This is a genomic window from Nonomuraea sp. NPDC049684, assembly GCF_044465345.1.
Classification (GTDB): domain Bacteria; phylum Actinomycetota; class Actinomycetes; order Streptosporangiales; family Streptosporangiaceae; genus Nonomuraea.
Map to the genome: position 1 here is coordinate 133,450 of NZ_JBITLO010000011.1, position 22,433 is coordinate 155,882.

Annotated in this window: 21 protein-coding genes, 1 tRNA gene and 1 pseudogene; 18 read left to right on the forward strand and 5 right to left on the reverse strand. The window is 71.5% G+C overall.

Translation table 11 applies throughout. The features are described 5' to 3' along the window. Positions 1 to 74: 74 nt before the first annotated feature. The 15 genes from eno (at position 75) to ACIBST_RS31050 (ending at position 11,683) form a co-directional block, all read left to right on the forward strand. Positions 75 to 1,352: a phosphopyruvate hydratase gene (eno, locus tag ACIBST_RS30980; RefSeq protein ID WP_397176801.1), complete on the forward strand. Its 1,278-nt coding sequence runs from the start codon at positions 75 to 77 to the stop codon at positions 1,350 to 1,352. A gap of 71 nt (positions 1,353 to 1,423) precedes the next feature. Further along, positions 1,424 to 1,834, forward strand: a complete 411-nt coding sequence (locus ACIBST_RS30985; protein ID WP_352323568.1) for a septum formation initiator family protein — start codon at positions 1,424 to 1,426, stop codon at positions 1,832 to 1,834. Continuing rightward, positions 1,824 to 2,312, forward strand: a complete 489-nt coding sequence (locus ACIBST_RS30990) for a DUF501 domain-containing protein (protein WP_352323567.1) — start codon at positions 1,824 to 1,826, stop codon at positions 2,310 to 2,312. The genes ACIBST_RS30985 and ACIBST_RS30990 overlap by 11 nt, the downstream gene beginning before the upstream one ends. Continuing rightward, positions 2,303 to 3,250, forward strand: a complete 948-nt coding sequence (locus ACIBST_RS30995; protein ID WP_397176803.1) for an exopolyphosphatase — start codon at positions 2,303 to 2,305, stop codon at positions 3,248 to 3,250. Before ACIBST_RS30990 ends, ACIBST_RS30995 begins: the two co-directional genes overlap by 10 nt. 188 nt (positions 3,251 to 3,438) lie before the next feature. Further along, on the forward strand, positions 3,439 to 4,860 hold the full coding sequence (locus ACIBST_RS31000) for a hypothetical protein (protein WP_397176805.1): 1,422 nt from the start codon (positions 3,439 to 3,441) through the stop codon (positions 4,858 to 4,860). Positions 4,861 to 4,948: 88 nt separating this feature from the next. Then, positions 4,949 to 5,275 carry a PadR family transcriptional regulator gene (locus tag ACIBST_RS31005; protein ID WP_397176807.1) on the forward strand — a complete coding sequence of 109 codons (327 nt, stop codon included), beginning with the start codon at positions 4,949 to 4,951 and terminating at the stop codon, positions 5,273 to 5,275. Further along, positions 5,272 to 6,204 carry a hypothetical protein gene (locus ACIBST_RS31010; RefSeq protein ID WP_397176808.1) on the forward strand — a complete coding sequence of 311 codons (933 nt, stop codon included), beginning with the start codon at positions 5,272 to 5,274 and terminating at the stop codon, positions 6,202 to 6,204. The genes ACIBST_RS31005 and ACIBST_RS31010 overlap by 4 nt, the downstream gene beginning before the upstream one ends. Before the next feature lie 18 nt (positions 6,205 to 6,222). Continuing rightward, positions 6,223 to 7,017, forward strand: coding sequence for a uracil-DNA glycosylase (locus tag ACIBST_RS31015; RefSeq protein WP_397176810.1), 795 nt, complete (start codon positions 6,223 to 6,225; stop codon positions 7,015 to 7,017). A 95-nt stretch (positions 7,018 to 7,112) separates the two neighbouring features. Then, positions 7,113 to 8,429 (forward strand): NAD(P)/FAD-dependent oxidoreductase, encoded by a 1,317-nt coding sequence (locus ACIBST_RS31020; RefSeq protein ID WP_364337717.1) that lies wholly within the window; start codon positions 7,113 to 7,115, stop codon positions 8,427 to 8,429. Between the two features lie 80 nt (positions 8,430 to 8,509). Further along, positions 8,510 to 9,022, forward strand: a complete 513-nt coding sequence (locus ACIBST_RS31025; protein WP_397176812.1) for a glycine cleavage system protein R — start codon at positions 8,510 to 8,512, stop codon at positions 9,020 to 9,022. Beyond that, positions 9,019 to 9,543 (forward strand): peptide deformylase, encoded by a 525-nt coding sequence (locus tag ACIBST_RS31030; RefSeq protein ID WP_397176814.1) that lies wholly within the window; start codon positions 9,019 to 9,021, stop codon positions 9,541 to 9,543. The genes ACIBST_RS31025 and ACIBST_RS31030 overlap by 4 nt, the downstream gene beginning before the upstream one ends. A 49-nt stretch (positions 9,544 to 9,592) precedes the next feature. After that, positions 9,593 to 9,668, forward strand: a tRNA-Leu gene (locus tag ACIBST_RS31035). Positions 9,669 to 10,034: 366 nt separating this feature from the next. Further along, positions 10,035 to 10,826, forward strand: a complete 792-nt coding sequence (locus ACIBST_RS31040) for a Bax inhibitor-1/YccA family protein (protein WP_397176816.1) — start codon at positions 10,035 to 10,037, stop codon at positions 10,824 to 10,826. 159 nt (positions 10,827 to 10,985) lie between these two features. Continuing rightward, complete coding sequence (locus ACIBST_RS31045) at positions 10,986 to 11,219, forward strand: DUF4287 domain-containing protein (protein ID WP_352323556.1); 234 nt, start codon at positions 10,986 to 10,988, stop codon at positions 11,217 to 11,219. A 56-nt stretch (positions 11,220 to 11,275) separates the two neighbouring features. Next, positions 11,276 to 11,683 carry a PPOX class F420-dependent oxidoreductase gene (locus ACIBST_RS31050; protein WP_397176818.1) on the forward strand — a complete coding sequence of 136 codons (408 nt, stop codon included), beginning with the start codon at positions 11,276 to 11,278 and terminating at the stop codon, positions 11,681 to 11,683. Between the two features lie 63 nt (positions 11,684 to 11,746). Here ACIBST_RS31050 and ACIBST_RS31055 read toward each other — a convergent pair whose 3' ends face one another. From ACIBST_RS31055 to ACIBST_RS31065, 3 genes are all read right to left on the reverse strand, one after another. Then, positions 11,747 to 12,964, reverse strand: coding sequence for an acetyl-CoA C-acetyltransferase (locus ACIBST_RS31055; RefSeq protein WP_397176820.1), 1,218 nt, complete (start codon positions 12,962 to 12,964; stop codon positions 11,747 to 11,749). 74 nt (positions 12,965 to 13,038) lie between these two features. Continuing rightward, entirely contained in the window at positions 13,039 to 14,367 is a 1,329-nt protein-coding gene (locus tag ACIBST_RS31060) for a PQQ-binding-like beta-propeller repeat protein (RefSeq protein ID WP_397176822.1), read from the reverse strand. Between the two features lie 147 nt (positions 14,368 to 14,514). Beyond that, a complete protein-coding gene (locus tag ACIBST_RS31065; RefSeq protein ID WP_397176824.1) occupies positions 14,515 to 15,498 on the reverse strand; it encodes an SGNH/GDSL hydrolase family protein in 984 nt (327 codons plus the stop codon). Positions 15,499 to 15,624: 126 nt separating this feature from the next. Between ACIBST_RS31065 and ACIBST_RS31070 the strand changes: the two genes are divergently transcribed. Continuing rightward, complete coding sequence (locus tag ACIBST_RS31070; protein WP_352323551.1) at positions 15,625 to 16,995, forward strand: cystathionine beta-synthase; 1,371 nt, start codon at positions 15,625 to 15,627, stop codon at positions 16,993 to 16,995. Here the strand turns inward: ACIBST_RS31070 and ACIBST_RS31075 are convergent, their stop codons facing one another. Continuing rightward, a complete protein-coding gene (locus ACIBST_RS31075; RefSeq protein ID WP_397176826.1) occupies positions 16,996 to 17,844 on the reverse strand; it encodes an NAD(P)-dependent oxidoreductase in 849 nt (282 codons plus the stop codon). A 72-nt stretch (positions 17,845 to 17,916) separates the two neighbouring features. Here ACIBST_RS31075 and ACIBST_RS31080 point away from each other — a divergent pair, with 72 nt between their 5' ends. Further along, positions 17,917 to 21,057 (forward strand): BTAD domain-containing putative transcriptional regulator, encoded by a 3,141-nt coding sequence (locus ACIBST_RS31080; RefSeq protein ID WP_397176828.1) that lies wholly within the window; start codon positions 17,917 to 17,919, stop codon positions 21,055 to 21,057. Between the two features lie 285 nt (positions 21,058 to 21,342). On the opposite strand, the pseudogene ACIBST_RS31085 reads toward ACIBST_RS31080, so the two are convergent. Further along, a pseudogene (locus tag ACIBST_RS31085) lies at positions 21,343 to 22,005 on the reverse strand (sensor histidine kinase); the annotation flags it as partial. A 192-nt stretch (positions 22,006 to 22,197) separates the two neighbouring features. Here ACIBST_RS31085 and ACIBST_RS31090 point away from each other — a divergent pair. Further along, positions 22,198 to 22,398, forward strand: coding sequence for a hypothetical protein (locus ACIBST_RS31090; RefSeq protein ID WP_397176829.1), 201 nt, complete (start codon positions 22,198 to 22,200; stop codon positions 22,396 to 22,398). The last annotated feature ends 35 nt before the right edge of the window (positions 22,399 to 22,433 follow it).

Here is a 22,433-nt window from a genome sequence, read left to right on the forward strand (position 1 = left end):
CCGTGCCGTACCGGTGGCCCGGGGTACCGATAGGCTCTGATGGCATATTGCCTTTCGATTTAGGAGCGCAACCCGTGGCTACCATCGAGGTCGTTTACGCTCGCGAGATCCTCGACTCCCGGGGCAACCCCACGGTCGAGGTCGAGGTCGTGCTCGACGACGGCAGCAGCGGCCGCGCCGCCGTGCCGAGCGGGGCGTCCACCGGCCAGTTCGAGGCGGTCGAGCTGCGTGACGGCGGCAAGCGCTACGGCGGCAAGGGCGTGGAGAAGGCCGTGCTCGCCGTGACCGACGAGATCTTCGAGGAGATCAACGGGGTCGAGGCCGAGGACCAGCGCATCATCGACCAGATCATGATCGACCTCGACCGCACGCCGAACAAGGCCAAGCTCGGCGCCAACGCCATCCTGGGCGTCTCGCTCGCCGTCGCCAAGGCCGCGGCCGACAGCGCCGACCTGCCGCTGTTCCGCTACGTCGGCGGCCCCAACGCCCACGTGCTGCCCGTGCCGATGATGAACATCCTCAACGGCGGCGCGCACGCCGACACCAACGTCGACATCCAGGAGTTCATGATCGCGCCGATCGGGGCGGAGTCGTTCCGCGAGGCCGTGCGCATGGGCACCGAGGTCTACCACGCGCTCAAGGGCGTGCTGAAGGAGAAGGGCTACGCCACGGGCCTGGGCGACGAGGGCGGCTTCGCCCCCAACCTGCCCTCCAACCGCGACGCCCTCGACCTGATCCTGGTCGCGATCGAGCGGGCCGGCTACGTGCCGGGCGAAGACGTGGCGCTGGCCCTCGACGTGGCCGCCTCCGAGTTCCACAAGGACGGCGTCTACACGATCGACGGCAAGGGCGTCTCGGCGCGGGAGCTCATCGCCTTCTACGAAGACCTGGTCGCCAACTACCCGCTCGTCTCCATCGAGGACCCCCTCGACGAGGAGGACTGGGAGGGCTGGAAGGCCATCACCGAGGCGCTCGGCGACAAGGTGCAGCTCGTCGGCGACGACCTGTTCGTCACCAACCCCGAGCGGCTGGAGCGCGGCATCAACGAGGGCACCGCCAACGCCCTGCTGGTCAAGGTCAACCAGATCGGCACGCTGTCGGAGACCCTCGACGCCGTCGACCTGGCCCACCGCAACGGCTACCGGTGCATGATGAGCCACCGTTCCGGCGAGACCGAGGACACGACGATCGCCGACCTGGCGGTGGCGGTCAACTGCGGCCAGATCAAGACCGGCGCCCCGGCGCGGTCCGACCGCGTGGCCAAGTACAACCAGTTGCTGCGCATCGAGGAGCTTCTCGACGACGCCGCCCGCTACGCGGGTCGCGCGGCTTTTCCGCGGTTCCGGCGCTAGTTTCGACTGACGGTCCGCGGCCTGGGAAGGTCTGACGGCCGCGGGCCGTACGTCGAAGGGGGTGTGCAGCATTGGCGAAGAGGCCGCAGCTGACCGGGCGGGCCGCCATCCTCGCGGTCGTGGTGTGCGCGATCGCGATGAGCCTGGCCTACCCTGTGCGCGAGTACATCAGCCTGCGCCGCAGCATCGCCGAGCTGCAGGCGGAGAAGGCCAGGGTCGAGGCCGAGCGGCAGACGCTGCTGGCCCGCGACCGGCAGAGCGACGATCCCAACTGGATCAAACGCACCGCCAAGGAGCGGCTGCACTTCTGCGGCCCCGGCGAGAAGTGCTATGTGGTGATGGAGCCCGAGCAGGGCAAGGAGCAGACGGCCGTGAAGCAGCCCGTCGAGGTGCCGCCGTGGTACCAGACGCTGTGGGAGTCGGTGGAGGCCGCCGACAAGGGCACGGGCCGCAGAGCGGTGGAGAGCAGCAGTGGAAAGTGACGACGTCGAGGCGGTCCAGCGGCAGCTCGGCCGGCCGCCCAGAGGGCTGCGCGGGGTGGCCCACCGCTGCCCGTGCGGAAATCCCGACGTGGTGGAGACCGCGCCGCGGCTGCCCGACGGGTCGCCGTTCCCGACCCTGTACTACCTGACCTGCCCCAAGGCCGCCTCGGCCATCGGCACGCTCGAAGGCTCCGGCCTGATGCGCGAGATGCAGGCCAGGCTGGCGAGCGACCCCGACCTGGCGGCCGCCTACCAGGCCGCGCACGACGACTACGTCGCCAGGCGCGACAAGGCGGCCCACGACGAGGGCATGGAGCCGCTGCCCCGCGACATGCAGAGCACCGGCGGCATGCCGCTGCGGGTGAAGTGCCTGCACGCCCTGGTGGCGCACGAGCTGGCGGTGCCGGGGAGCAACCCGTTCGGCAGGGAGGCGCTCGACGCGCTCCCCGACTGGTGGAGTGACGGACCATGCGTGTAGCCGCCATCGACTGCGGCACCAACTCGGTGCGCCTGCTCATCGCCGACGTCCGCGACGACACGCTGCACGACGTCGAGCGGCGGATGGAGATCGTCCGTCTGGGGCAGGGGGTCGACCGCACCGGCATGCTGGCGCCCGATGCGCTGGAGCGCACGTTCAAGGCGATGCGTGCCTACCGGGAGCTGATCGACCGGCACGGCGCGGTCGCGACCAGGGTGGTGGCCACGAGCGCGACCCGCGACGCGGGCAACCGGCAGGAGTTCGCCGACGGCGTCCGCGAGATCTTCGGCGTGCCGCCCGAGGTCGCGACGGGGGCGGAGGAGGCCGAGCTGTCGTTCACGGGGGCGACCAGGGGCCTGCTGCGCATTTCGCCGGAGACGGAGATGCCGCAGGGCCCGCTGCCGCCCTACCTGGTGGTGGACATCGGCGGCGGTTCCACGGAGTTCGTGGTCGGCTCCGAGCACGCCGAGGCCGCGCTGTCGGTGGACATCGGCTGCGTCCGGCTGACCGAACGCCACCTGAAGGACGCCGGCGACCCGCCGCCGGCCCCGGCGCTGGAGGCCGTCGTCGCCGACATCGAGGCGGCTCTCGACCGGGTCGAGGAGGCGGTGCCCGTCGAGCGGGCGCACACGCTGGTCGGCCTGGCGGGCTCGGTGACCACGATCGCGGGCATCGCGCTCGACCTGCCGGCCTACGACTCCGAGCGCATCCACCACTCCAGGATCACCGCCGAAGAGGTCCACGAGGTGACGCGGCGGCTGCTCGCGATGACCCATGGTGAGCGCGCGCAGGTTCCGGTGATGCATCCTGGGCGTGTTGACGTGATTGGCGCCGGTGCGCTAATTCTTGACCGGATCGTGCGCCGTTTCGCGTTTGCGCAGGTCGTCGTCAGCGAACACGACATCTTGGACGGAATCGCCTGGTCCCTCGCCCGCTGAGATAGCCAAATCCGGACATTTCCGATCTAAGACCCGTGTTGAGCGTGCAATCACTATTGTGATTAGGTAAAGGCGCAAAACGGGGGCTTTGCCATATTGCTGTGCACGGAAGGTGCCGGCGTGGCGACCGTTCCCGAGCGCGTCTTTTCCCTCACGGAATGGAGCACTCTCACATGATGTCTGTTGGGTTGGCACGTAAGGCGGCGGCGTTCGGCGCCTCCGCCGCCGTGCTGGCCGCCATGGCAGCGGGCCTGGTCGCCAGCCCCGCTCAGGCGGCGACCTCGGCCGCGGCCGGCAAGGCCGGCACGGCCACCGCGGCCAAGTCCTCCAAGGTCTCGGTCACCGCACCGAAGGCCGCCGACCAGGACTACCAGGGTTCCTGCCCGGTCAAGGTCAACTTCTCGGCCAAGATCAAGGTCCCGGTCAAGGGCAAGACCGAGCTCGCCTACCGCTGGCTCCACGGTGACGGGTCCAAGGGCAAGGTCCAGGTTGTCAAGCTCAAGGGCCACGGCACCAAGTCGGTCACCGTCAAGGAGTCGGTGACCTTCAAGGGTGACGTCAAGGGCTGGGAGGCCGTCCAGGTCCTCGGTCCGAAGAAGGTCACGTCCAAGAAGGGCTACTTCTCGGTCTCGTGTGTCGACCTCGGCGGCGTCCGTACGGACAAGGACGTGTCGGTCTCGGCTCGCGCCTGGGCCAGCCCGTCGTCCTACGAGGGCCCCTGCACCCCGGGTGACAAGATCGACTTCACCGGTCTGATCAGCGTCAACCACCCGAGCTGGGTCCGCTACCGCTGGATCCTGAACGGCGAGGTCGTCGACCACGGCAAGGTCAAGGTCTGGAACAAGCGCAAGGTCGGCTTCGGCATCTCCCCGCGTCACAGCCAGCGTGGCTGGGCGCAGCTGGAGATCGTCGGCCCCGACGACGCGCTGTCCAACCGCGCCTACTACAAGGTGTGGTGCAAGGACTCGACCCCCGCTCCCGCTGCGAAGGTGTCGGCCACCGACCTGGTGACGGCCACCAACCACAACGGGTGCAAGGTCGGCGCGCACGCCGCGATCAACGCGACCGGCGCCGCGCGCGTCCAGTACACCTGGGCGGTCAACGGCGAGTCCGTGCTCAAGGGCGAGAGCCTGTTCACGGGCAGCGGCTCCAAGACCGTCGAGCTCCCCGAGCGGGCGCTGACCGGCGAGGCGGCCAAGGGTGGCAAGATCACCCTGACGGTCACCGGGCCGAACAACAGCGACTCGATCACGCAGTCGTACGCGGCGTGCGAGGCTCCCAAGCCCACCGCGTCCGTGTCGGCCGTGTCGGTCTCCGGCACCCGCAACGACATGTGCAAGGACAACCGTGGTCCCGGCGTGGACTTCTCGGCCACCCTGCACAGCACCGGCCCGACCACCGTCAAGTACTACTGGGTGGTCAACGGCGTCAAGGACGTCAACGTCCTTGAGCGTCAGGTCAACGGCGACCTCGCCGTGACCTGGGGCGTCGGTGGCACGCACGACAGCAAGGAGACGAAGGGCACCATCGAGCTCGTCGTCGTCAGCCCGAACGCCGCCTCGTCGGGCGTCGCCAACTACTCGGCGACCTGCCCCAAGGCCGACGCCTAAGCTGATCATGTGACCGGGCGGCACCCTCAGGGGAGCCGCCCGGTTCTCTTGTTGCTACTACTGTGCATTGCACAGTACTCTGCTTCGCGTGGATAGCAGCCAGTTGCTCAAGGGCGTGCTCGATCTGGCCGTCCTGGCCGTGCTCGCCGAGCGCGACGGCTACGGCTACGACGTCGTGCGCCGGCTCAGGGAGGCGGGCCTGGAAGAGGTGGGCGACGCCTCCGTCTACGGCACGCTGCGCCGCCTGTTCAAGGCCGGCGCGCTCAACTCCTACGTCGTGGCCTCCGACGAGGGCCCCCACCGCAAGTACTACGGGCTCAACGAGGTCGGCCGCACCCTGTACGCCACCTCCGCCAAGCGGTGGACGACGTTCGCGGCCACCATGGATTCCCTGCTCAAGGAGGGCCACGCATGACCACGCCGGAACAGTACGCGCAGGCCGTCCGCGACGCCCTGGCCGGTCACCCCGACCGCGAGGAGCTGATCGAGGACCTCGACGACCATCTGGCCGAGATCGCGGCCGAGTCCGACCTGCCGCTGGAGGATCGGCTCGGGCCGCCCGCCGCGTACGCGGAGGAGCTGGTGGCGGCCTACGGAGGGCGTCCCCAGAGCGGCCGGAGCCGCCGTCCGCGGCCGCGCGTGTGGGCGGCGCGGGCGCATGCCGGGCTGCTGCGGCACAAGCCGTACCGGAGCCTGGTGGCCTTCCTGCCCGAGCTGCGGCCCGGCTGGTGGGTGCTGCGCGGCTACCTGCTGGCCATGCTGCTGCTGGCGATCACGGCGGGCGGCGGCGTCGTCCCGGGGAACCTGGCGGAGTGGGCGCTCGTGGCGGTGGCCGTGTGGGTCTCGGTGTGGTTCGGCCGGGCCCGCGGCGGGCGCTTCGCCGCGCTGCTGGCCACGGGCGTCAACGTGCTGGCGGCGCTGGCGCTGCTCGCCGGCATGGCGGCGGCCTCCGACCGCGACGACCAGCAGGTCGCGATGGCGGCGCCGGCCGACGTGATGCTGGTCGGAGACGGCCTCGACGTCTACAACATCAAGCCGTACGCCAAGGACGGCAGCCCGCTGACCGACGTCTACCTCTACGACCAGGACGGCAAGCCGATCACGGTCGACCCCGAGAGCCACGGCTACGCGGTCGACCGGTCGTGCGGCGAGCCGGTGCTCAACCGCTACCCGCTGCCGCTGGTCCAGCAGCAGGAGATGATGGCCGACAGCGGCATGCCCACGGCCACGCCCGCCGCCTGCCCGACGGCCTCCACGGCGCCCCTCGCCCCCTCGGCGACGCCCGCCCCGACCGCCACAGCGACGGCCACAGCCACCGCGCCCGTGCCCGGGAGGACGAAGTGATCGGGCACCATCGGTGTCATGAGCTTCGTACCACCCGGCACCGGCTGGCCCGGCGACCCCGCCACCCCTGACACCCCGGTGGCCCACGACCCCGCGGACGTGCGCCGCCTCGCCTCCACCACCGGCACCCTCGCGGAGCTCACGGCCGCGCAGTCCGTCTGCCGCGCCTGCCCGCGCCTGGTGGAGTGGCGCGAGGAGGTCGCGCGCGTGCGGCGGCGCGCGTTCGCGGACGAGACGTACTGGGGCCGTCCCGTCCCCGGGTGGGGGGCCGAGCGGCCGAAGGTGCTGCTGGTCGGCCTGGCGCCGGCGGCCCATGGGGGCAACAGGACGGGCCGCATCTTCACCGGCGACCGCAGCGGCGACTGGCTGTTCGCCTCGCTCCACCGCTGCGGCCTGGCGGCCAAGGAGACCAGCACGTACGCCGGCGACGGCCAGGAGCTCATCGACACCAGGGTGGTGGCGTCGGTGCGCTGCGCGCCTCCGGCCAACAAGCCCACGCCGGAGGAGAAGGCCGCCTGCTTCCCGTGGATGGCGCGCGAGGTGGCGATGGTGGCCGGCAGCGTGCGGGCGGTGGTGGCGCTCGGCGGGTTCGCCTGGCAGGCCATGTGGCCCGCGCTCAAGGACGCCGGCTACGACCTGCCGCGCACCCGCCCCAAGTTCGGCCACGGCGTCGAGGTCGAGGTCCGGCACGACGCCGCCCCCGTCACCCTGATCGGCTGCTACCACCCCAGCCAGCAGAACACCTTCACCGGCCGCGTCACCGCCCAGATGCTGGACGACGTCTTCCTCCGGGCCAGGTCACTGGCGGTGTGACGCGTCCCACCATCCCCGGGTTGGACTCTCGGGAAGGGCCCGACGTAAGCTTGTGAATGCTTTCACAAGCATTCCACGAGGGATGGGGCCTCAGGATGAACAAGCACATCTTGATCGTCGGCGGCGGGTACGTCGGCCTGTACACCGCGCTCAGGCTGCAGCGCAAGCTCCACCGCGAGCTGCGCGGCGGCGAGGCGCGCATCACGATCATCGACCCCCAGTCCTACATGACTTACCAGCCGTTCCTGCCGGAGGCGGCGGCGGGCAACCTCTCGCCCCGGCACATGGTGGCCCCGCTGCGCCGGATCCTCCCTAAGGTGCGCATCCTCAACGGCACGGTCACCAAGGTCGACCACGCCGAGCGCGTCGTCACCTTCCAGCCCGCCGAGGGCGAGCCGCGCCAGGTGGCCTACGACGTGATCGTGATGGCCGCCGGGTCGATCTCGCGCACGCTGCCGATCCCCGGGCTGACCGACATCGGCATCGGGTTCAAGACCGTCGGCGAGGCCATCGCGCTGCGCAACCGCGTGCTGCACCTGCTCGACGTGGCCGAGTCGACCGTCGATCCCGAGGTGCGGCGCAGGGCGCTCACGTTCGTCGTGGTCGGGGCCGGCTTCGCGGGCGTGGAGGCGCTGGCCGAGCTGGAGGACATGGCCAAGGACTCCACCCGCTACTACCGCAACATCACCCCCGCCGACCTGCGCTGGGTCCTCGTCGAGGCCACGAACCGGGTGCTGCCCGAGGTCGGCCCCGAGATGGGCAAGTGGACGCTGGAGCAGCTGCGCGAGCGCGGCATCGAGGTCAAGCTGGACACCAGGCTGGAGTCGTGCGAGGGCGGTCACGTCGTGCTCAGCGACGGCACCGAGTTCGACGCCGAGACCCTGGTGTGGACGGCGGGCGTCAAGCCGAGCCCGGTCGTCAACGACAGCGACCTGCCCCTGGACGAGCGGGGCCGGATCAAGACCACCGCCGCCCTGACCGTCGCCGGCACCCGCGACGCCTTCGCCGCCGGCGACGCGGCCGGGGTGCCCGACGTGACGAACCCGGGCCAGTACTGCGCCCCCAACGCCCAGCACGCCGTGCGCCAGGCCAAGGTGCTGGCCGACAACATCGTCCGGCATCTGCGTGGGGAGCAACTGGTCGATTATCGGCACAAGTACGTCGGATCGGTCGCCGGATTGGGCCTGCATCAGGGCGTCGCCAATGTCTATGGCGTGAAGCTGCGCGGTTTCCCTGCGTGGTTCATGCACCGCACCTACCATCTGTCGCGGGTGCCGACGCTGAACCGCAAGGTCCGAGTCGTCGTCGACTGGACCCTGGCCCTGTTCTTCAAGCGAGAGACCATCTCGCTGGGTGAGATGGAGCATCCGCGCGACGGGTTCAGGGCCGCGGTGGCGACGACCCGCCGCTAGCCCAGGTACGGCAGCGCCCCGGCGAGCATCGCCGGGGCGTTTTCGGCACCCCTGGACGAAATGCGGAAGGGGTACCACGGGTGGGGCTCTCAGCGGTGACCGTGCTCGGCGTGGACCGGCCCGGCGTGATCGCCGCCGTCACCGGTTCGCTGGCCGACTGCGGCGCGAACATCCAGGACTCGACCATGACGCTGCTCGGCGGGTACGTGGCGATGATGCTGCTGGTCTCCGGCGACCTCGACCCGGCCGAGCTGACCAAGCGGCTCACCGCGCCCGAGCTGGTGGTCTCCGCCTCGGCGATCGAGGCGCGGCGGCACTTCTGCGGCGACGGCGGCGGCCTCGGCTACGTCCTGACCGTGCACGGCCCCGACCGGCCGGGCATCATCTCGGCCGTCAGCGCCGTGCTGGCCGCCGACGGCGGCAACATCACCGGCATGAGCACCCGGCTCACCGGCCGCCTCTACGTGCTCATCGCCGACGTCGAGCTGCCCAAGGACGTCGACGTCGCCGCCCTCATGCGCCGGCTGGCGGCGGTCGGCGCCGGGCTCGACTCGGAGATCACCTTCCGTCCCGTCGAGCCGGACCTGCTGTGACGGGCGCCAGAGGCACCCCGCGCCAGGTGCTCGGCGCGCCGCACCCGGCGCTGTCGGCCAGGGCCGAGCCGGTCGATCCGGCGGCCCCCGAGACCGTGCGGGCCGCGGCCGACCTCCTCGCCACCTTGCGCGGCGAGACGGCCATGACCGGGCTCGCCGCCCCGCAGATCGGCCTGAGGTGGCGGCTGATCGCCTTCAACGCCTGGGCCCACCCTCGGGCCCGGTCGTGGGCCGGGGAGCTCGTCCTGGTCAACCCTCGGCTCACGAGCGCCTCCCACTGGGACGGCGGGCGCGAGGGGTGCGCGTCCATCGCGGGGCTCACGGCGGACGTGCGCCGGGCGACGCGAATCACCGTACATGGGCATTTGCCGGGCACTGGGGAGCCGGTCATCGTCGAGGCGGACGCCTTCGAAGCCCGCTGCATTCAGCACCAACTGGACCATCTGGACGGTCTACTCTTCTTGGACAGAGTGCCAGGGGCGCTATCACTTCACCGCAGACTTCACAGTTGTGACGCCTGATGCGAAGTTGTGCTCCTCGGAAGCATGGTCCGTTTCGTATGATTGCGGCGCCCCCGTAGCCCAATGGCAGAGGCAAACCCCTTAAAAGGGTTGTAGTGCGGGTTCGAATCCCGCCGGGGGCACCATTCTTAAGTGTCCCCGACCTGGGGTTTTCTCCGAGTGAAGCGTCTTGTCGCATCCGGTGGTTCACTACTGCTGTCAACCCGTCACACAATGCTTCCAGTCGTTTGCCGGGAAGACCCGGTGTGGGAAGGCATCAGGAAGATTCCGTTTTCATCACGAAACCCAACAGAACCCAGTTTCCATTGGTGGCGGAGCAGTTACTCGCCGCCCGGCCGCCTGCCCTCGGACGGCCGTCCGGGGGCCGGGAACTCGTGCGAGGTCACGTTCGTTGTCCTCGCTGCCGAAGTCCCCCCGACGAACTTCGATCTGAGCGTGAGTTGACCTAGGTGCCGCCAGGCCCCGTAGGCTCGGCGCCACAGGAGGCAGCGATGGAGAGCAAGAACCCCGTATTCGGCAGGGCGCGCCAGCAGCGCGCGGGTTGGGCCGGCCCGGCCCCGTCACCCGACACCCTGCGGAACATGTACGACGCCCCGTCGTACGCACCCCCGGCCCCGCCCGCCTACCGGGCGATGACCCTCGACGACGTCGTCGTCCGGGGCTTCCTCACCCTCGGAGCGCTCGTCGTGGCCGCCGCCGCGACGTGGGTGCTCGACGTCCCCCCGATGGTGGCCGTCGGCGCCGCCGTCGTGGCCCTCATCCTCGGCCTGATCGCCTCGTTCACCCAGAGCACCAACCCGGCGCTCATCCTGGGCTACGCGGTGTTCGAGGGCGTCTTCCTCGGCAAGATCAGCCAGCTGTTCGAGGGCGCCATCAGCGGCATCGTCTTCCAGGCGGTGCTCGGCACGGCCTTCGCCTTCGGCGCGGTGCTGACCGTCTACTCGCTGCGGGTCGTCCGCGTCACGCCCAAGCTGGTCAAATACGGCATGGCGGCCGCCATCGCGGTGGTCGGGCTGGTGCTGGTCAACCTGCTCGTCGGCATCTTCAACGGCGTCGGGCTCGGCCTGCGCACCGACAGCCCGCTCGGCTACGTCTTCAGCATCGTCATGATCCTGATCGGCTGCTTCTTCCTGCTCCTCGACTTCGACTCGATCGAGCAGGGCGTGCGTCAGGGCGTTCCGGAGAAGTTCGCCTGGCAGTGCGCGTTCGGTCTCATGCTGAGCCTGGTCTGGATCTACCTTGAGGTGCTCCGCCTCATCAGCTATTTCACCGGCGACGACTGATCGTTCATCTCCTGGGGGCCTCGCCGTAACCGGCGGGGCCCTCTCTTTGTGCGACCGGAAATCTACCTGCCGTCACAGAATGATGCCTGGCCGGGGGGTTGCCATTCGCAGCGCGGTGTTGCAGTGTCGAGCAAAGGACCTTAATCCGCGGAGGTGCCCATGTCCTTGAACCACTCACCGGAGACGCAGACGAAGCTCATCGCAAGGGTCCCCACGATAACGGGACGCGAACTCCCCGAGTGGTTCCAAGCCATCGACAACGGCCCATCCTTCCTGAGGTGCGACGAACGGGCCAACTGGCTCGCCGACGAGCACGGGCTGACCCACGGCTACGCCGCCGCGATCGTGCTGGAGCACGAGCGGCACCGCCGTACCCGAATGGGCTTGATGTAGAGCCCTTCCCCATCCCCGCGCCCGTGCTCCTGGTACGGGCGCGGCATCATGAACACATGGATCTGGACAAGGCGCTCGGCTTCATCGAGACCAACCACCACGCAGTCCTGCTCACCAGCCGTCGCGGAGGGCACCCGCAGATGTCGCCGGTGCTGGCGGGCGTGGCCGGCGGGCACATCGTCATCAGCACCCGCGAGACGGCGATGAAGGTGCACAACATCCGCCGGGATCCGCGCGTCTCGCTCTGCGTGCTGGCCGATGGCTTCTACGGCGAGTGGCTCCAGGTCGACGGCACGGCCGAGATCGTCTCCCTGCCGGAGGCGATGGACCAGCTCGTCGCCTACTACCGGGACATCTCCGGCGAACACCCCGACTGGGACGACTACCGCGAGGCCATGGTCAGGGACCGGCGCGTCATCGTCCGCGTCACCCCGCTCCAGGCCGGCCCCGACCGCCGGGGCTGACCCCCGGGACGCGAACGGCCCCGCACGGCCGGGAAGGCCGGGTGCGGGGCCGCCGAGCACGATCTAGGACAGGCGCTCCAGCACCATCGCCATGCCCTGGCCGCCGCCCACGCACATCGTCTCAAGGCCGAGGCTCTTGTCGTGGTGGCGCAGGCTGTTGATCAGTGTCGAGGTGATGCGCGCCCCGGTCATGCCGAACGGGTGCCCGACGGCGATGGCGCCGCCGTTGACGTTGAGCCGGTCGAGCTCGATCCCGAGATCCTGGTACGACGGGATCACCTGCGCCGCGAACGCCTCGTTGATCTCCACGAGGTCGATGTCCTCGATCGCCATCCCGGCCCGGGACAGCGCCTGCTTGGAGGCCTCCACCGGCCCGAGGCCCATGATCTCGGGCGAGAGCCCGCTGACGCCGGTGCTGACGATCCGGGCCAGCGGCGTGATGCCCAGCTCGGCCGCCTTGACGTCGCTCATGATGACCAGGGCCGCCGCGCCGTCGTTGAGCGGGCAGCAGTTGCCCGCGGTGACCGTGCCGTCGGGGCGGAAGACCGGCTTGAGCCCGGCCACCCCCTCGTACGTGGTGCCGGCCCGGGGGCCGTCGTCCTTGCTGACCACGGTGCCGTCGGGGAGCGTGACGGGGGTGATGTCCTTCTGCCAGAACCCGTCGGCCAGCGCCTTCTCGGCCAGGTTCTGGGAGCGCACGCCGAACTCGTCCTGCTCGCGGCGGCTGACGCCCTTGAGCTGGGCCAGGTTCTCGGCGGTCTGCCCCATGGCGATGTAGATGTCGGGGACGGCGCCGTCCTGGCGGGGGTCGTGCCAGGTGTGGCCGCCCTCGGCGAACTGCTTGGTGCGGGCCGTCGCGTCGAGGAAGAGCGGGTTGTGGGTGTCGGGCAGCGAGTCGGAGTTGCCCTTGGCGAAGCGGGAGACGGTCTCGACGCCGGCCGAGACGAACACGTCGCCCTCGCCCGCCTTGATCGCGTGGAAGGCCATCCGCGTGGTCTGCAGCGAGGAGGAGCAGTAGCGCGTGACCGTCGTGCCCGGCACGGTGTCGAGCCCGAGCAGCACCGCCACCACCCGGGCCATGTTGAAGCCCTGCTCACCGCCCGGCAGGCCACAGCCGAGCATGATGTCGTCGATCGTGGTCGGGTCGAGCTGGGGCACCTTGGCCAGCGCCGCCTGGATCATCTGTACGGTCAGATCGTCGGGACGGATGTCCTTGAGCGACCCCTTGAAGGCTCGTCCGATCGGGGAACGCGCGGTTGCGACGATGACTGCCTCGGGCATGGCCCCTCCTTGTGTCCGGCGCTGATATTAGAACTATATTCCAGTCCTCCTCGCAAGCGCCCCGGGGGCCCGCGTCAGCCGTACATGCCGGGGGCGGTGGCGGTGTGGTCGTTGACGGCGTGCACGGCGCCCTTCTCGTCGCGCCACAGGCGCCAGCCGTCCTGGCTGCCGGTGAACCAGGGCGGCGGCGCGTTCATGGGGGAGACGCGGGTGCCGGTGCCCAGGTCGTACTCGCAGATGGCGGCCGTGGAGTAGAAGCCGGGGGCCTGGCCGCGCAGCGGCAGCGGCTTGGGGTCGGTGACGCAGAAGGACCAGCCCCGCTCCTCGCCCACCTGCGCGGGCTTGCCCGAGGCCAGGTCGAAGGCGCTGCCCTTGGCGTCGTGCTTGAGGAAGCCCAGTTTGTCCATGCGGTCGGGGAAGGCCAGCCACCAGCCCGAGCCGGGGACGTCGGAGGCGGTGATCTGGCCGACCACCCGGCCGGTCTCGGAGTCGAGCCTGGCGAAGCCGCCGTAGGCGCCCTGGCGGTCGACCGGGCGGACGACGGGCGCGTAGCCGGGGCTGCCGCTGGGATAGACGCGCACGACCGAGGGACGCATCCAGTTGACCGTGCCGTCGCTGATCCTGATGGAGAACAGCCCGAAGGTGGAGACCTTCTTCGTCTGGGGGTTGGTGTAGGGGGCGACGTAGCCGACCAGGTTGTCGCCGGTCGAGCCGAACGCCCACCCGCCCGACAGGTCGATGCCGGGCCCGAGCGCCTGCTCGATCGGCTGCTGCCACTGCAGCTTGCCGGTCTTGACGTCGTAGGACTCGATCATGGGGTTGGCGGCCAGGCGCAGCAGCAGGACCCGTTCCGGGTCGGACCACTCGACCTCGGAGATGCCGGGCAGCCGCCACATCACCCGGCCGGTCGCCGGGTCGAGCACGACCATCCGGGCGTGGGTCAGGGCGGTGTGCTCGGACACGCACAGGTAGGGGCCGCAGCGCTGGGGCCCGAACGTGGAGTGCATGGGCCTGGCCCACTTCTGCGCCCCGGAGCGGGCGTCGCGGGCGATGAGGGTGGCGTTCCAGCGGCCCTTCTTCGCCGGGTCGAGGGCCACGACCACGCCCTGGCCCTTGGCCGTCTCCACGACCGCGGGGGCGGAGACGCCCATGCCGGGCAGGCGGCCCGCCATGGTGGCCGGGTACGCCCACAGGCGCCGGCCGTCTTCGAGACCGAGCGCCACGGTCTCCAGCGTGCCGTCGGGCTTCATGGAGGTGGTGGTGACCACACCGGCCGCGGACACGATCCGGCTGACCGCGTTGACCTGGGTGTTCTGCCAGGAGGGGAAGTTCGCCGTGGCGGCGTCGCTGCCGGAGCAGGCGGTCAGGGCGAGGGTCCCCGCGAGGGCCAGGGAAGGTTTCATGAGGGGCCGGAGCACAGGCAATTCACTCCAAAAGAGGACGAGGAGTGACGGCTAAGGCTCGGAGGGTGACCGGGTCAGGCGTCGTCGAACCCCCGGCGCGCGGGGATCACGCGTCGGTGGGATCGTCGAGTCGCCCGCCGGGCGCGCTCACGCGTCGGTAGGCGTCTCGCCGAGCCGCCGGCGGAACAGCGTGGCCCACTTGCCGTGGAGCCCCGTCGCCCGCCCGTCGACCCGGGTCGCGGTGACCTCGGTGCCGGACTCCTCCGCGGCCGTTGCCGCCGCAAGGTAGATCGGTTGCAGTCCTTCGCCCCGCGCGGGCCGCGGCTCAGGCCACAGCCCCAACGCAGCGCACACCGACGGTAGCACCGCGTAAGCGGCCTGCGCGTAACCTCGGTCAGATGGATGGAAACGATCCGGTCCGAACATTTCTGTCGGATTTGTATCGAATTCCGGCCCCAGGACGTCGGCGAACGCCACCGTACGGCCGCCCGCGTCGACCACGGCGACGGTCTGGGCCGCCGCGAGCTGACGGCTCCACCGCCGGGTGACCCAGCGCAGCGGCTGGGCGATGGGCCGCACCGTGCCCAGGTCGGGGCAGGTGCCGACGACCACCTCGACGCCCGCCTCGCGCAGCCGCCGCACCGCCTTGGCCAGATGGCGCACCGCCACGGCGGGCGGCGTCTGGGTGATGATGTCGTTGGCCCCCACGAAGATGACCGCCACGTCCGGGCGCATGGCGAGGGCGGCGTCCACCTGCTCGGGCAGCTCGGCGGAGGGAGCGCCCGACTTGCCCGCGACGAGCAGGTGCACCGGCCGCTCGGCCACCGCCGCCACGCCGTTGGCCAGCAGGACGGCGGGGGTGTGGCTGGGATCGGTCATGCCGAGGCCCACCGAGGTCGAATCGCCGAGCATGGCCATCTTGAGGGGTTTGCCGCGGAAATCGCCGTAGACGCCGTCGGAGGGCGGTCCGTCCAGACCGTGAGGGCGGCCGATGGCCTTACGTGCGAGCAGTCCCTCGGCGATCAGCAGGCCGTACGCCGTGGCTCCCAGAGCCGTGAGCCCGCCACCTCCGAGCGCCGCCGCCATCGCGATCCGCCTGGCCGCGCGTGCCATGCCTGCTGCCCAGACCACGTAGTGTCCTCCCGGTCGAACTCGGCGGTAGCGTTTGCTTGAAAACTAGCCGAGGGCCTGCCACCCCCACTGGATCTCGGCCTCGGGCAAGCTGATCAAGCTTCGGCAAAGAAGGTGAACACCTCGGTGCGCGTTTACGATTCCCTGGTCGATCTCATGGGGAACACTCCGCTCGTCCGCCTGCACAAGGTCACGGCGGGGATCTCCGCCCAGGTGCTGGCCAAGGTCGAATATTTCAATCCGGGCGGCTCGGTCAAGGACCGCATCGCGCTGCGCATGATCGAGGCCGCCGAGGCCTCGGGCGCGCTGCGGCCGGGCGGCGTCATCGTCGAGCCGACGTCCGGCAACACCGGAGTGGGCCTGGCCATCGTGGCCCAGCAGAAGGGCTACCGGTGCCTGTTCGTGGTGCCCGACAAGGTGGCCCAGGACAAGATCGCGGTGCTGCGCGCGTACGGGGCCGAGGTCGTGGTCTGCCCCACCGCCGTCTCGCCCGACCACCCGGAGTCCTACTACTCGGTCTCCGACCGGCTGGCCCGTGAGATCCCCAACGCCTGGAAGCCCGACCAGTACTCCAACGTCAACAACCCCGACTCCCACTACCACTCGACCGGTCCCGAGCTGTGGGAGCAGACCGACGGCCGCATCACGCACTTCGTGGCGGGCATCGGCACCGGCGGCACGATCAGCGGCACCGGCCGCTACCTCAGGGAGGTCTCCGACGGCCGGGTGAAGATCATCGGGGCCGACCCCGAGGGCTCGGTTTACTCTGGCGGCTCCGGCCGTCCCTACCTGGTCGAGGGCGTGGGCGAGGACATCTGGCCGGCCACCTACGACACCGGCATCTGCGACGAGATCATCGCGGTGTCCGACAAGGACTCCTTCAACATGACCCGCCGCCTGGCCCGCGAGGAGGGGCTGCTGGTCGGCGGCTCGTGCGGCATGGCCGTGGTGGCGGCGCTGCAGGTGGCGGCCAAGGCGGGCCCCGACGACGTGGTGGTCGTGCTGCTGCCCGACGGCGGCCGCGGCTACCTGTCGAAGATCTTCAACGACGACTGGATGGCCGACTACGGCTTCCTGACCACCAGCTCGGACGAGGGCCTGGTCGGCGACGTGCTGGCACGCAAGGGGCCGGGCCTGCCGGAGTTCGTGCACGCCCACCCGCACGAGTCGGTCGGCACGGCCATCTCGATCATGCGCGAGTACTCGGTGTCCCAGCTCCCGGTCATGAAGGAGGAGCCGCCGGTCATGGCGGCCGAAGTGGTCGGCTCCATCGTCGAGCGCGACCTCCTGGAGGCCCTCTACCACGGCAGGCTCGCCTCCGACGACCCGATCTCCGACCACATGTCGGCGCCGCTACCCACGATCGGCAGCGGTGAACCCGTCGCGCGCGCGGTCGAGGCGCTGGAGAAGGCCGACGCGGCCGTCGTCCTGGAGGACGGCAAGCCCGCCGGGCTGCTGACCCGGCAGGACCTGCTCGCCTTCCTCGCCAACCACTGATCAGGGCTTCCTTATCGATTCGATCACGGTGCCGAGGCCCTCGTGCCCGCGTCCCTCGGCGTCGGCGCGCTCGAACAGCTCCTTCAGCGCGTTCGGCACCGTGGTCTCCACACCGGCCTCGGCCAGCGCGTGCACGACGTGGCCGAGGCCCACGGCCTGCATGTGCAGCGAGTTCAGCTCGCCGGGGTAGGTCCCGGCGGCGAACTCCTCGGCCAGGATCCTCGCGAACCCCATCACGCCGTCGCCGCCGAGCTGGGTGAAGGTCTCCCGCACGTACGGCAGGAACTCCAGCGGGGAGACCCCGGCCGTGCTCAGCATCGCCATGGCGTGCATCTGGCTGGTCAGGCTCGACCAGAAGATCAGCAGCAGCGACTGGTAATACATCATCGCCAGGCCCTCGTCCGCGCCGACGTGGATGACGTCGCCGAGGGCGCTGAGCGTCGCCGTGTGCCGGTCGAGCACGTCCTTGGGGCCGCTGTAGAAGGCGTACGAGCCCGGCTGCCCGATGCCCGGGGGCGGGACCATGATCCCGGCGGTGATGAGCGTGCCGCCCCGTCCGGCCACCCACTGTGCCGCGGCGCGCAGCTCCTCCGGGGTGCCCGAGCTGAGGTTGACCAGCACCTTCCCGTCGAGCCCGGCCTCGCCGAGGCTGTCGTACATCGCCTGGTAGCCGATCTGGCTGAACACCAGCAGGTCGCCGTCCGCGGCCGAGGCCGCGCGCCGGGCTCCCCGGGCGACCAGCGGTTCGGTCTTGCCGGCCGTACGGTTCCACACGGCCACGTCGAAACCCGCGCCGAGGAACGTCTCGGCCATCTTCGACCCCATCGGGCCGAGTCCTGCAACTGTCACCTGAGTCATGACAGGGAGCCTGCGGCACCGCCCTACGGAAATCCTTATGACCGGCTACGGGTTAGTCTCTGCATGGTGCGATTCGGGGTGCTCGGCCCGCTGACCGTCCGGACGGACGGCGGCGAGGAGATCCACGTCGCCGAGCCCAAGGTGCGCGCGCTCCTCGCCGCCCTGCTGGCGGCCGGCGGCGGCCCGGTCTCCGCCGACCGGCTGATCGACGACCTGTGGGGCGACCGGCCCGGCCGCAACCCGCTCGGCACCCTCCAGGCCCGCGTCTCCCAGCTCCGCCGCGCGCTCGGCGACCCGGCCATGGTCGTCCACGGCCCGGCCGGCTACCGGCTGGCCGCCCACGACTGCGACGCCGTCCGGTTCCGCGCGCTCGTGGGCCGACGCGGCGCCGCCCCGCGTGAGCGCGCCCGCGAGCTCGACCAGGCGCTCGCCCTGTGGCGGGGCGCGGCCTACGCCGACTTCGCCGACGAGGGGTTCGCCCGTCCCGAGATCACCCTGCTGACCGAGCTGCGGCTGTCGGCCCTGGAGGAGCAGGCCGAGGTGCGCCTCGCGCTCGGCCACGACGTCGACCTCGCCGACCTGGTCGCCCGGCACCCCCTGCGCGAACGGCTGCGCGCCTCGCACATGAAGGCCCTGTACCGGGGCGGCCGGCAGAGCGAGGCGCTGGCCGGCTACGAGGAGCTGCGCGCCAGGCTGGCCGAGGAGCTGGGGCTCGACCCCTCGCCCGAGCTGGCCGCCCTGCACCGGGCCATCCTGCGCCACGACCCCTCGCTGGCCGCCCCGCCGCCCGCCGCCGACCCCGGGCCGCCGACCAACCTGCCCGCGCCGCTCACCCCGCTGGTCGGCCGGGACGCCGACCTCGCCGAGGTCGCCGCCCTGCTGGCGGACTCGCGGCTGGTGACCCTGACCGGGCCGGGCGGCGTGGGCAAGACCCGGCTCGCCCTCGCCGCCGCCCGCCGCCTGGCCTTCGGCGAGGCCGCCGAGCCGCGGCAGGGCGGGTTCGCCGACGGGGTGTGGCTGGTGGAGCTGGCCGGGGCCGGGGACGCCGACGTGGCCGAGGCGGTGGCGGCGGTGCTGGGCGTGCGCGACGACGACTCCGTGCCGCTGGCGTCCAGGCTGGCCGGGGTGCTGGCGGGCAGGAACGCGCTGCTGGTCCTGGACAACTGCGAGCACCTGGTCGAGCAGGTCGCCGGGCTCGTCTCGGCACTCCTGCGGGCCGCGCCCGGCCTGCGCGTGCTGGCCACCAGCCAGGAGCCGCTGGGCGTCACCGGCGAACGGGTCCGCGTCGTCCACCCGCTGGCCGAGGCCGACGCCGTACGGCTCTTCGCGGCCCGCGCGGACGTCGAGCCCGGCCCCACCGTGGCCGTCATCTGCCGGCGGCTCGACGGCATCCCGCTGGCCCTGGAGCTGGCGGCGAGGCGGGTGCGGGCGCTCGGCGTACAGGAGCTGGCCGCCCGCCTGGACGACCGGTTCAGGCTGCTCAGCGCCGGGATGCGGGACGCCCCGGCCCGGCAGCGCACGCTGCGGGCCACCATCGACTGGAGCTGGGAGCTGCTGTCCGCCGAGGAACGCGCGGTGCTGCGGCGGCTGGCCGCGCACGCCGACGGCTGCACCCTGGAGGCCGCCGAGGCGGTCTGCGCCGAGCCCGGCGTGGACGTGCTCGACGTGCTGGCCAGGCTCGTGGACCGGTCGCTGGTCGCCGTGGCGCGCGGCCCCCTGGAAACCCGCTACCGGCTGCTGGAGTCGGTGACCGCCTACTGCCTCGAACGGCTGCGCGAGGCCGGCGAGCACGACCTGCTGCGGGAGCGGCACGCCCGCTACTACACCGACCTGGCCGCCCGCGCCGAGCTGCGCGGCCCGCGCCAGCACGAATGGCTGGACCGGCTGGACGCCGAGAGCGCCAACCTGCGGCTGGCCCTGTCCGGGCCGGAGCCGCTGCGCCTGGCCAACGCGCTCGCCTGGTACTGGATCCTGCGCGGCAGGCTGCGCGAGGCCCGCCGGTCGATCGAGGCGGCGCTGGCGGCGGGCGGCCAGGACGGCGCCGCCGCCCTGGCCTCGGTGTGGCTGGCCGGCATCGGGCTGCTGCTCGGCGAGCCCACCCCGCCGGTACGCCGGGCCGCCCTCGACCGGGCGGGAGCCGCGCTGGCCGACTGGTTCCTCAGCTACGTCCGCTGGGCGTACGGCGACCACGCGGCGCACCGGGACGCGGTGGGCCGGGCGCTGGCGGCGTACGAGGAGCTGGGGGACCGGTGGGGGGTGGCGGCGGCGCTGTGCCTGCGGGCCAAGCTCGCGGTGGGCCGCGGCGACCTCGCGGCGATGGAACGCGACGGCGAGCGCGGCCTGGCCCTCTTCCGCGAGCTGGGGGACGAATGGGGACAGGTCGAGGCCATGGACGTGCTCGACCGGCTGGCCGAGATCCGCGGCGACTACGAGCGGGCGGCCCGGCTGCGGCACGAGGCGCTGCGGCTGGCCGAGGGGCTGGGGTTCGACGTGTCGTTCAAGCTGGCCGCGCTCGGCCGGCTCGCGCTGCTCACGGGCGACTACGAGCGGTCCGACGACTACCACGGGCGGGCCAGGCGGCTGGCGGTGGCGCAGTCGTACCGGTCGGCGGAGGAGAACGCGCTGCTCGGCCTGGCCATGAGCGCCCGCAGGCAGGGGCGGTACGAGGAGGCGGAGTCGTACCTGCTGTCCGCGCTCGACTGGCTGCGGCAGGTGCGGGGGACGCCCGGCACGGCGTTCGTCATGGCCGAGTGGGGGTTCCTGGCCGAGCAGCGCGGCGACGCGGGGACGGCGCTGGCGCGCCAGCGCGAGGGCTACGCGAACGCCCGCGCGACGGGCGACCCGCGGGCCGTCGCGCTGGCCCTGGAGGGGCTGGCGGGCGCGCTGTCGATCGCGGGCGGCGAGCACCTGGCGGAGGCGGCGCGCGAGCTGGGACGGGCCGCGGCGCTCCGGCGGGAAGTCGGCGCGCCCCTTCCCGCGGGCGAACGCCATGACGTGGACCGGATCACCGCCCGCCTGCGCGCCGCCCTTGGCGAGCCGGAGTTCGCCCGGTCCTTCGCCTCAGGGCAGCGGGAACTCGGCGATCACTTCCCAGGGGCCCTCGGGGGACGGGCCCGCGTAGAGCCTGCCGCCCAGCGCCTCCACCCGCTCGGCCATGCCGACCAGCCCGAACCCGCCGCCCAGCCGGGACACCCGCGGGTCTGAGGCGACCGAGCCGAAGTTCCGCACCCGCAGCACGACCACCCGCTCGTACCGCCGCAGATCGGCCTCCACCCACGCGGCCCGGGTGGCGTGCTTGCGCACGTTGGTGAGCGATTCCAGCAGGACCCGGTGCAGCGTCGTCATCACCTCGGGCGGCAGCGTCCGGTCGTCGATGCCCGACCCGATCTCGAAGACCACCTTCGGCCCCTCGACCGAGAACCGCTCGGTCAGCAGCCGCAGGTCGGCCAGCGTCGTGCCGGGCCTGCGGTCGGCCTCGTCCTCGGTGCGCAGGACGGTGACCATGCGCCGCATCGAGGTCAGCGCCTCCGACCCGGCCGAGGCGATGGCGTCGAGCGCGGGCAGCACGGCCTCGGGCTTGTTCTCGGCGACCGTACGCGCGGCCTGGGCCTGGACGACGATGCCGGTGATGTGGTGGGCGACCAGGTCGTGCAGCTCCCTGGCCAGTTCGAGACGCTCGGCCCGGCGTACGGAGTGCACCGCCTCGGTCCGGCGCTCCTGTTGGAAGCGCAGGTAGCCGCCGATGCCCGCGGCCATCGACCACCCGGCGAACAGCAGGAACGCGAACGCCAGCCCCGCCGTGGGGTAGTCGCGCCTGGCCGACTCGGCCATCAGCACGGCCAGCCCCACCAGCGACAGCAGCGCCGCCCGACGTACCGGCTCCACGTGCCGCAGCACGCCGATGAGGAGGATCAGCAGCGACCCCGTCTCGGCCATGCCGGGCGCGCCCAGCGAGTCGACCGACCCGATGACCACCGACACGGCGAAGGACAGCCCCAGCAGCGCGCAGAAGCCCTCAGGCCGGTGGCGGCGGCGCAGGAGGACCGCCGCGATCCCAGCCGCGCCGCAGAACGGCACGAACCACTGCAGCCCCCCGGTGCTGACGGCGATGGCCAGGTCGAGCAGCAGCATCATGCCGAGCCAGCCGAGCATCGCGATCTCGCTCAGCCGCCGGACCCAGTACACGATGCCTTTCGAATCCCCCACGCCACGAGAGTAGGCCGGAAGTCGGACAACTCGTATCAACCGATCGGCCGACCCGGTCGCCGCCGGACCAGCCCTTCAGCGGAGGCGGCGGCGACGGCCCCTCGGCGATGCTGGAACACGTCGGAAGGGGGACAGGACATGGTTGTCATCGGGTTCGTTCTGCTGGGGTTGGGACTGGTCGTCACGGCACTGCTCGCGCTGGCCGACCCCGCGCTGCTCTCGCGCATCAACGGTGAGGACGCGGAGGGCGCCAGCGGCCGCCACATCGACGTGGAGGTCGTACGGCTCAGCGCCCCGGCCGCCCCGGCCGCGGCGGCCCGCGAGCCCCGGGCGGCCTGAGCCTTCGAGAACGTGGCCCGCGCGGGCATGGCCGC